Here is a 9,480-nt window from a genome sequence, read left to right as displayed (position 1 = left end):
TGGTGTTCAGCCCGGACGGCCGCACCCTGGCCACCACCAGCAAAGACGGTACGGCCCGGCTATGGGCGGTGGACCTGCCGTACTCGGATCAGGCGATCGCCAAAATCTGCAGGGCGGTCGCCCGAGACCTCACAACAGGAGAGCGAGCCACCTACCTTCCCCAAGGGGCACCCAGCAAGGTGTGTCGCTCCTGACTCGGCACCGGACAATCCCTGTCGGCGCAGCGCGACGGCGACGGCCGCGTACGCATCTACCATCATTCTGAGCTGGGCATCTCAGCATCGCGTCATATGTGCTAGTCAGAGGTCATCGCTCACGAGAACATGACGCGGATTCTGATTACCTACACGTCGCCGCCCTTGATGTGGCGGGCGGGGTTGTATCCCTGTTCCATGAGGTCGACCGCCCACAGCATCGACTGGACGCCCTCCAGTTTCGCCAGGCCCGGCGTGGGCCCGAGACGGAACCCGCCGGGCTGCGGCTTGCCGGACGCCGCGTAGGGGAGGAAGTCGAGCGGGCTCTCCCCCGGTGAGGGGTAGACGACGCAGTCGGAAAGTACGGCGAGCGGGTACAGGCCCGTCATCGTGGCCATGTTGCGCATCTTGCGGTGCATGTTGACCCGCGCTTTGGAGATGACGGCGGCGCGGATGTCGGGGCGCCAGGTCGGCCGCTGGAGGGCCGGCCACCGCTCACCTTCCTTGTACTTCTTGCCCTGGGGGCGTTCGCGGAGCTTGCCGATGCCGCCCTTGACGGTGGCCTTGATGGCGGCGAGGACGGCCGCCATGGCGGGGTCGGCGTCCTTGTGCTGTTCCATCGCCGCCAGGAACTGGGCGTCGGTGAGGTCTTTGGTGACGCCGAGGTCGGCGAGGGTGTCGACATACGCCTCCTTGAGGCGGTCGTGCCACGGGTCCAGGTAGGCGCCGGTCTCGCGGCGCAGATATCCCTCGAGGGGGGCGACGTTGTAGCCGAGTTCCTGGGCGTAGGCGACGGTGTGTGTCTGGTACCAGGCAGGCCCGGTGGGCCGGGTGCCGTCCGGGGTGAACGGCGAGGGCAGGCGCGGGTCCACCTCGACGTGGGACAGATCCACCAGCCAGGAGCCGGGGATCTTCGGGTTGAACGTCGGGGCGTGGAAGTGGTCGGGGGCGGAGAGGCCGACGACCAGGCGGGCCGCGGCGGCGAGGAAGGCGGTGTTCAGATCCAGGCCGACCGCGTAGGGCAGCGTGCACTCCTCATCCGTGAGCAGGCTGACGTCGCGCACCCACTGGTACGCCTCCTCGTTCAGGAACCCGCCGCTCCAGCCGCTGCCGACGACCGGGTGCTCAGGGGTGGCCTCCGGCGGCGCCGAGTCCATCGGCTCCGTGCCCAGCGAGCCGGGGTTGTGGCCGGGCACCCAGTTCCCCGTCTGCGGGTCCTGCACCGCACGGGTGGGCGGGCGCAGCGCCGTCATCAGCTCCAGCCCGGACACGGCGGTGGAACCGCGCGGGGTGATGACCCGCTGGGCATACACGCCCAGGACGCGGGCGACGTCGGCTGGCTCCATCTCCGCCACCCCGGGCCACGCCCGCTCGTCCAGGGCGCCCCACGACAGGATCGCCAACTGCACGCACTGCCGCTCACGCCCCTGGACCTTGCGGTAGATCCTTGCCCAGGGGCCGAACCCGCGCTGGGTGAGCCGCCACTTCGCCTTCACCACCTGCTTGACCACCGGATGATCCTCCGGCAGCCGAAGAGAGCGGCGCTGCTCATGGCCCTCCAGGCGCTCGGGAAGCCCGAGCTTCACGGCGGCCGCGGCGGTGAGCACGATCAGCGGGTCGCTGTCTTTGCCGTTGCGGTGCAGACGCGGCGCACCGAGCCCAGATTCCTTGAGCGTCCACTCCACCAGCTCCACCACGGTGGCCGCGGGGCAGTCGAGCACGATGCCGCCCGTGGCGTACGCGGAGCCGTCACCGTCGAGCACAGCGAGCGGGCCGTGCGGGAACCGCGGATCGGCTGCCGGCTTCGCAGCCTTTTGAGGGGCCGGACGCCGCGCTGCGGCGGCCGGCCGGGCGGCCAGACGGGCCGGCCCCGCTGCTGGGACAGCGGGAGCCTGCGGGGCGTGTGCCGTCTCCACCGCGGACGCAGCCGGTTCGGTAGATGCCGCGGACGCCGTTGCGGCAACCGAGACCGCCGGGGCTGCGCCGGGGGCGGGGTACTTCGCCGCCCACCCGTTCAGCAGCCGCTGGTAGGCGTCCAGGCGCGGCGACTTCGGCTCGCTGCGGCCGTTCTCCCAGTTCTTCACCGACTGGGTCGTGGTCTTCAACGCGGTGGCGAGACGGGCCTGGGTGATGCCGGCAGCCTCCCTCAGCCGGGCTCGCTCCGCCGGAGGCGGCAGGTGCGGCTCCTCGTTCAACAGAGCGTCGACGGACGCGAACAGCTCTTCCTCAGATGCCATTTCCCTGCACCTTCACGCCAGAACCCGAAACTTCTTAACCAACAAATTAGCCCACTATTTAACCCTACCGCGCCCATTCCAGTCCCAGCGTGGCGAGTGCGGTGAGTTTGTCGTCGGTGAGCTTGGCCCGGCGGGTTTTGGTGTTCGTCAGCCATACTCCGAGCCGGACTTCGGTCCCGTCCGGCAACGCCTCTACGTGCCCTCGTGGGACGGTCAGGGAGCCCGTGCGGGCCTTGTATCGCGCCAGGGCCGCAACGCCCTTCTCGAAGGCGCTCAAGGCCGTCTGGGGCGCCGTGGCGGGTGCTGTGAAGTACCGCTGAGGTGCCATCAGGCTGATGCCGTTCCTGTGCCAGCACTAGGTCTCGTGTCTGGGTGCGCTGACCTGCTGTGCCGGGAACTCTCTGGTGGCGGCTGATGACATCGATGTGATGGCATTACGTGACATGGCTACTGGACAGACTGGCGGTACTTCCTAAGAAAGTGCTGGCCGTGCAAGTGGCGAGGTGCTCGGCGCAGCCATGACCGGTCGATGTCCCAGTACAGGGTTGACCATGTCCGCGTGAGACGTGACCAAGTCGGTCAGGAGGGGCGAAGTCGATCCGCCAGGACTGCGCTGAACTGTCGCTCCGCAGAACGACGACGTGGTGGGCCCGAGCCTGGCCTGGCTGCGGACGACCGACCAGGCGAAGCACGGTGAAGTCTGTCGGCTCATGAGGCTCGGTGCCGCATGGCACGCCGGGGGATTGTCCGAGTCCCCTCCTAGACTCCGCCCATGGCATTCCAGACCACTACTCTGCCCGTGCTGATTGCTTCTCCGGGTGACACGACGCGTGAGCGCAAGGCTGTCGAAGAAGCGATCCTGAGCTGGAACAGCGACCGGACCCGCGTAGCGAAGGTTCATCTGCTGCCGCTGCGCTGGGAACTGGACGCTACCTCGGAGCTTGGACGCGGCGCGGCCCAGGAAGTGATCAACCGGCAGTTCGCCGATGATGCGGACATCGTGATCGGGATCTTCTACAGCCGGCTGGGACAGCCGACGGCAGACGCGCCGTCAGGAACGGCCGAAGAGATCCAACGCGCCATCGCACGCGGTGCCGCTGCTTCGGTCTACTTCTCTTCCGCGCCCCTGGACCAAGCACGACTCGATCTCGACCAGTTCCACAGCCTCCAGGAGTTCCGCAGCGCACTGCAGGAACAAGGGCTTGTCGGCACCTTCGAGTCGCCCGAGGACCTGAAGGCGCAAGTCCGCTCCTTCCTAGAGCGTGCGACGCACCAACTGACCTCGGGCCCACAGGACAGAACACCTGGAGATGACGCTTCACCCGCGCCGCGAGCGGTTCTGCGCTGCGAGTACCTCTATGAACGAGAGCCTCGAGCGGACAGCAAGGGACGCGTCCGTTACCGGTCCGCACGGCAGCGGATCCAGGTGACCAACCTCGGCAGCGGTCCTGCAAACAACCTGCGCATTCAGGTCGAACCGGTGGGTGACGGTGCATCCCCCATCGTCCTGGACGCCCGCAATGGCGGTGACAGGCTCCTGGTCGAACGGCTCCTCGACCACACCCATATGGACTTTCCGATTGCCCTCTCGATGGGCACAGCTCCACAGGCCAAGCTCACTCTCACCTGGGAGGAAGACGGCGCGAGGTTCACCGAGGAGCAGTCCATCCGCTGGATGTAGCCTCTGGACTGCTGCTGGCGGGCGGCTTTCATCAGCTCTTTGTGTCGCAGCGCTACAGGATTCAGCAGGCGATGCACGCTGACGGCCGTCAAACGAAGGCGTACTCACCCGCCTTCCACCGTCGGCTGCCTGGCAGAGCTGCCCGGTCTGAGTGAAGTCTCTCTATTCCAGGGGCGGCTACGTGTCCATCGAGGGATGAGCGGAGCGGACTGTTCCGTCAGGGCGCCGCAGTGTGAAACATGGCTGCTCCAGCGTGCACCCGACTGGGCGGGAGCTCATCTGTCGAGCACGGTGATGCTCTGCCTTCAGGCCGCCTTGCTCGTGCACCCGGCGCGTGTTAGTGGGGACGGGTACCTTCCTGCCTTATGCACTCGTACTCCTTCTGGGACGCGCTTGCGGCCACTTCCAGCCTGTCGTCGGCGCAGCAGCGCGCCGTGGCCCTGTCTTTGGTCGAGCAGGACCCGTACACAGCCGCGCGCTTCTTCACGCGACCGGATCTCAGCCCCGAGATCCGTGACGAGATGGTGGAGAGCACTCACGACCGCAGTGTGCTGACAGCCCTCCTGGCGACGCCGGCGGCCACCACCAGCCACATGCTCAGCACAGCGAAGGTACTGGGTGCCGAGACGGTACTGCACAGCGCTATACGGTCGCAGGTCACCGGCCTGGAGGAACTACTCCCGCTCGTCGACGAGCTCGATTCCGGTGCCGGATGCCGTGTGGCCAGGACCGGGCAGGAGATCCCCCCGCAACTGCGCATGGCTCTGATCCATGCGGCTGTGCGCCCTCCTGCCGCGCTTGCCAACCGCCCCGCAAGGCTCACCGAGGCCCAGCGGGAGGAGCTGACCGCCACGGTGAGTGCATGGCACGACGAGGTATGGGCCCTGCTCGATACGGCCCCTACCCGCCCTTTGTGGCCTGAGCTCGTAGACGATCCCCACTCGAGCCGTCTGATCACAAACCTGATCTTGAACCGTGCCGGTGACCTCGACGACTCCATACTGCTGAGCTGCCTGGAATCGGCATTCCCCAAGGACACGGTCAAGGACGAGGACGACATCCTCTCCGGCGTCATTGGCGCATCGTTCACCCTCGGCGGACTGTGCAGGATCAACCAGCGCCACCCGCGGGCGTTCCTCCTCCACGGCGACGTGCTGCGGGATGTGATCGCATCCGCCGCAGGTGAACTAACACGTGAGGTGGACGAGAAAGGAATTCACGAGAGCAGCTGGGACGTATTCGAGGAACTCGCCACCGTGTGCACCTCACCCGCCCCGCTCCAGGACGCCGCACGCTGCCTCGGCCAGGCCACGCCACCGGCATGGCAGGGCCGACAGTCTCCTTCGCCGCAGTGGACCACCGCCCGCTCCCGGGCCGCCGACGCCCTGGCGCGCAACCCCTTCCTCGCCGCCGAAGCACTCGTTGCGCTCATCCCGTTCCTCACCGACGCCACCGCCGCCCACTACCTCGAGCACCCCGACGCGCATGTCCGTGAGGCCGCCTCCCACATCGTCGCCCGGGCCCACCAGCGCCTCCAGCCCACCCGCCCCGTGCACACCCGCGCTGACCAGCCACGAGACCCCGGGGTTCCACCGGACAACAACCTCGCCCAGCACAATGACCCGGCGGCCACGCTGTCCTCCTTCCTGCCCCTCAAGGGCCCCGCAGCCCGCCGCCGCGAGACGGCCAAAGCCATCCTCGACTCCCGCTACGCCGATACCTCCCACCTGCGGCAACTGCCCGCTGTACTGGTCCTGGCCCATCCCGCGCACGCGTCCGCCGTGGCAGCTTTGCTGCTCGAGGAACTGAAGGACCACAATCAGTGGTGGAACCGCTTCCGCACCAGCGCCCTCAAACTCACGCCCAGCACCCCCAAAACGCTGGAAGGCCTGATTCAGGAGGCGACTGCCAGCACGCCTTGACGCGTGCGGCCAACCCATGGATCACAGGGCACCAGCTCCTTGCACTCATGCAAGCGCCTTGCCCTGTACCAACGCGCGGAGACCTCGCGGTTGGCCTCAGAATCAGGCGGGTGTACCGGGCGGGACCGCTGCTCTGGCTGTGCTCCCAGGGCGGTTACCGGCTGCAGTAGACGGTGAAGTCTCCTGCGCTAGTGTCCCGGACGAAACTGTCAGCGCCGGCGAGCAAGAGAAGTTGCTCATCGCTCGCCCTACTGGCCTGCAGCCCGGGCTGGGCGATGACCGTGTGGAAGCGTGGCCGCAGGAGGCGGGCCTGTTCGCGGATGGCGAACAGATCCTTGGGGCCGCCGACGTCATACGGAGAGATGCCGCCGTTGCGCCGGGCGTACAGAAGGGCCCGGCGATGCAGGTGGTCCAGGAGAGGCACAGCGTTTCCGCGCCGCCATTTGGCGCCGCGCATGGCCTGGCCGCATACCTCGTACAGATCCTTGATCCGTTTGCCGGGTGTGGCCTTGGAGTACTTGCAGTGCACGAGCGTGACGTCCAGGTGGTCGCCGTTGACCTGCAGGCCGACAAGGTCGGCTGCTTCACCGTTGCCGTCATCGTCGATGAGGACGCTGAAGGGCCGGATGCTCCGCAGGTAGGCCGACATGTAGTACTGGATGGAGTCGGTCAGGCGCTGCGGTGTCTGAGACTCCTTGCGCAGGTCCACGCCCCGCCAGCCAAGCGGTGTGAGCAGAGACGGATCGTAGGGGCGGCGTGCGTAGCGCGGAGCGATCAGTTTGCCCTCGTCGTCGATGAGGCGGTCGCCTTCGAGGAACAGATCGGGTTTGTGCCTATTGAGCCATTCCTCGAGCGGCTGCGGCCGGGCGGCCGGCCCGCTTCCCATCACGACGGCGTCGCGGTCGAGTGGATGGTAGACGAGGCCCTTGGCGCCGTAGTCGGCCTCGTAGGCGATGCGCCAGGCAGGGGTCGTCACCGAGAACAGGAACGGGCCCGCAGGGGAGTGGTCGTCGACCTCGAAGTCGACGTCGGTCAGGGGGAAACTCTTCCCGTCACGGGTCAGGGTGCGCCGGTCGCGAGAGCCGAGGTACACATCCCAGGGCCACTGCACGGCCAGCAGCGCGTAGCGCGGCCTCTCGGTGATGTCCTGGGGGATGATGAATCCGTCGAAGACCTGCTCCAGGTCGATGGTGGCGTCCAACAGTTTCGTGCCCTGGCTGTCGCACCAATCGGTCCAGGCCTTGAGGCTCGGCGCGGTGGTGGGAGACCAGAACCTGCCCGAGTGCGCCGCGCTGATCGCTACGCTGTCGCCGTTGTCGTAGCCGGACGCGGCGATGTGCGTCTGGCTCTTGTGTTCCTGCGCGGTGGTGAAGCCCTGCGAGACGTCACTGCCGACGTGCAGGGAGAACCGCGTGAAGTAGTCCCGAGCGTCTTTGAGCCCCACGTTGGTTGGCACCAGCCGGTCCAAGCGGGCCAGTACCCGGAAGGTCTGCTTGCCGTTGATCAGTTCGCACTCCTCGCCCAGTACCACCTCGGCCAGGTCCTTGTACGTGCTCGACTTCTCCGAGCCGTGGATGTACAGCACACGCCGTGCAGTGTCGAAGTAGAGCACCATCAGCTCATAGACGACCTGCTCCAACTCCTGTGGCGCGCCCCAGCGCACGGGAGTGCGACGTTCCACGACGTACCAGGCGACGGGGGAGTCCTCGCCGCCCAGAGCCACGGTGTCGTCCAACACCCGTTCATTGGCCTTGCACAGGGCGAGAGCCGCTTCGGGTCTCCAGTGGGCGCTGGAGGCGCGGTAGGCGATCGCGCTCATCTTCGGCTCCAGAACGCTGACCGTCACCTCTTCAGGCGCTCCGCTGAAGCTGGCGTCGAAGGCACTGGTCTCCTCCGCTGCCAGGCTCGCGTGATCGGTGAGGTCGCGCAGCAGCTCGTTCCAGTCGGCGTCCTCACGCAGCAGACGCCGCAGCGGCGATGCGCTGGTGTGAGGCTCCTGCGCGACGAACACGGTCGCTTCTCCGAGACCGTCCACAGCGCGGGTGAAGCGCCCGATGAACTGGATCATCGGGCTCAGGCTCCTGCGGGGCGCGTGCATCGCCGCGATCTTCAGTGCGGGTTCGTCGAATCCCTCACCGAGCATGTCGACGCAGACGATGATGCGGCAGGACCGCTCCCGCAGAGCGCGCAGGGCTGCGTTGCGCCGCGCGGCCCCGACGTTCTGGTGCACCACGAGAGGATGGAACTCAGACGCCAGCTCCCGGTACAGGGTCCCCAGTTCCTCTGCTTTCGGAATGCTCTCAGCCCTCGCCATCAGCACGTGGTCGTGCCCGGCTGCCAGATCGGCCCGCAACTGGTCCACAGCTTGCACGGCCAGCTCCCGGTCGACGTCCTCGACACCGAAGACGGCCCGGTAGTTGATGCGCTTGAAGTACTCCAGCCGCTGGGCCTCGCGCAGGGGAAAGCGAAACACCGTGCGGCCCGGCAGTCTGCGGCCGTCCTCCCGGAACGGAGTGGCGGTGAACAACAGCACCGGACGGCCGGCGAAGTCATCGATCACACGCGCCCAGGTATCCGCAGGGGAGTGGTGCGCCTCGTCCACAATCAGATGGGAGAACGGTGACAGCAGAGCCGTTCGCACATGACCTGCACTCCTGCTGAGGATTTGCGGCGTGGCGACGACCACGTTGCACGATTCCACGAACCGGGCCGCTTCATCCGGATCCTTGAAACCGTGCTCGAGCCGGCCCACCCGCGGTCGCAGCGCGGCGGGTGTGACGATCTGCTCTTTCTGCAGGATGCCCAGAGCCTCGAACTTCCCCGCGATCTGATCCCGCAACGCCGCGCTGGGCACCAGGACGAGGAGCCGCTCCATCCGGGCGGCCACCAGCAGTGCCAGCATGGTCTCGGTCTTGCCGGTGCCCGTCGGCATGACCACGATGCCCGGATCGTTCAGCCCGGAAGCCCAGTGGCCCGTCACAGCGTGCAGAGCGCCGATCTGCGGCCGGCGCAGGCTTCGTGGCTCGCCATGAGGACGAAACCCGATGGCTTCCCGATATGACGCCACCACCGCTTGCGGCCCGTAGGCCTGCCCGCCACGCCATCGCACCTCGCCGCCGGACTGCTTGGGCAGCACGGCCGTCAGCCCGTCGGCAGCATCCCCCACCGCGCGCACCGCCGGCCAGCTGCCATAGACGTTCGAGACGCCCAGCGCTCCACCCTCGTCCGTGAACCGCAACGTCCCCTCAGGGACCAGCAGCTGCCGAACCTTGTTTCTCCCGAATCTCTCCTCAGCCCAGACAGACTGCGTTCTCATGTCCATACAAGGTGCTCCCTGCCGCAGATGCGAGAACCGGCTCGATGCAGCGTAAGCAGGCGGAAGATGTGCGGGAGCGGAGATACGGAGAAAAACAAGGAACGCAAGGATGGCGTCGCCTCCGGCCCGT

Annotated in this window: 4 protein-coding genes and 2 pseudogenes; 3 read left to right on the top strand and 3 right to left on the bottom strand. The window is 67.1% G+C overall.

The window, feature by feature from the left end; genetic code table 11:
• Positions 1 to 194: pseudogene (locus OF819_RS28820) on the top strand (WD40 repeat domain-containing protein); the annotation flags it as partial.
• A gap of 149 nt (positions 195 to 343) precedes the next feature.
• On the opposite strand, the gene tap reads toward OF819_RS28820, so the two are convergent.
• On the bottom strand, positions 344 to 2,431 hold the full coding sequence (gene tap, locus OF819_RS28815) for a telomere-associated protein Tap (RefSeq protein WP_267246597.1): 2,088 nt from the start codon (positions 2,429 to 2,431) through the stop codon (positions 344 to 346).
• 64 nt (positions 2,432 to 2,495) lie between these two features.
• Positions 2,496 to 2,732, bottom strand: a pseudogene (locus OF819_RS28810) (helicase associated domain-containing protein); the annotation flags it as partial.
• A gap of 471 nt (positions 2,733 to 3,203) precedes the next feature.
• Here OF819_RS28810 and OF819_RS28805 point away from each other — a divergent pair.
• The gene (locus OF819_RS28805; RefSeq protein WP_267246596.1) at positions 3,204 to 4,112 is read left to right on the top strand and encodes a hypothetical protein; all 909 of its coding nucleotides are present in this window, start codon (positions 3,204 to 3,206) and stop codon (positions 4,110 to 4,112) included.
• Positions 4,113 to 4,477: 365 nt separating this feature from the next.
• Entirely contained in the window at positions 4,478 to 6,034 is a 1,557-nt protein-coding gene (locus OF819_RS28800; protein ID WP_267246595.1) for a hypothetical protein, read from the top strand.
• A 154-nt stretch (positions 6,035 to 6,188) separates the two neighbouring features.
• On the opposite strand, the gene OF819_RS28795 is transcribed toward OF819_RS28800, so the two are convergent.
• Positions 6,189 to 9,356, bottom strand: a complete 3,168-nt coding sequence (locus OF819_RS28795) for a DEAD/DEAH box helicase (RefSeq protein WP_267246594.1) — start codon at positions 9,354 to 9,356, stop codon at positions 6,189 to 6,191.
• Positions 9,357 to 9,480: the final 124 nt, after the last annotated feature.

The organism is Streptomyces sp. PR69 (genome assembly GCF_026420845.1).
GTDB lineage: Bacteria > Actinomycetota > Actinomycetes > Streptomycetales > Streptomycetaceae > Streptomyces.
Note: the sequence above shows the minus strand (reverse complement) of the source record. Positions and strands in the feature narration are given on the sequence as shown.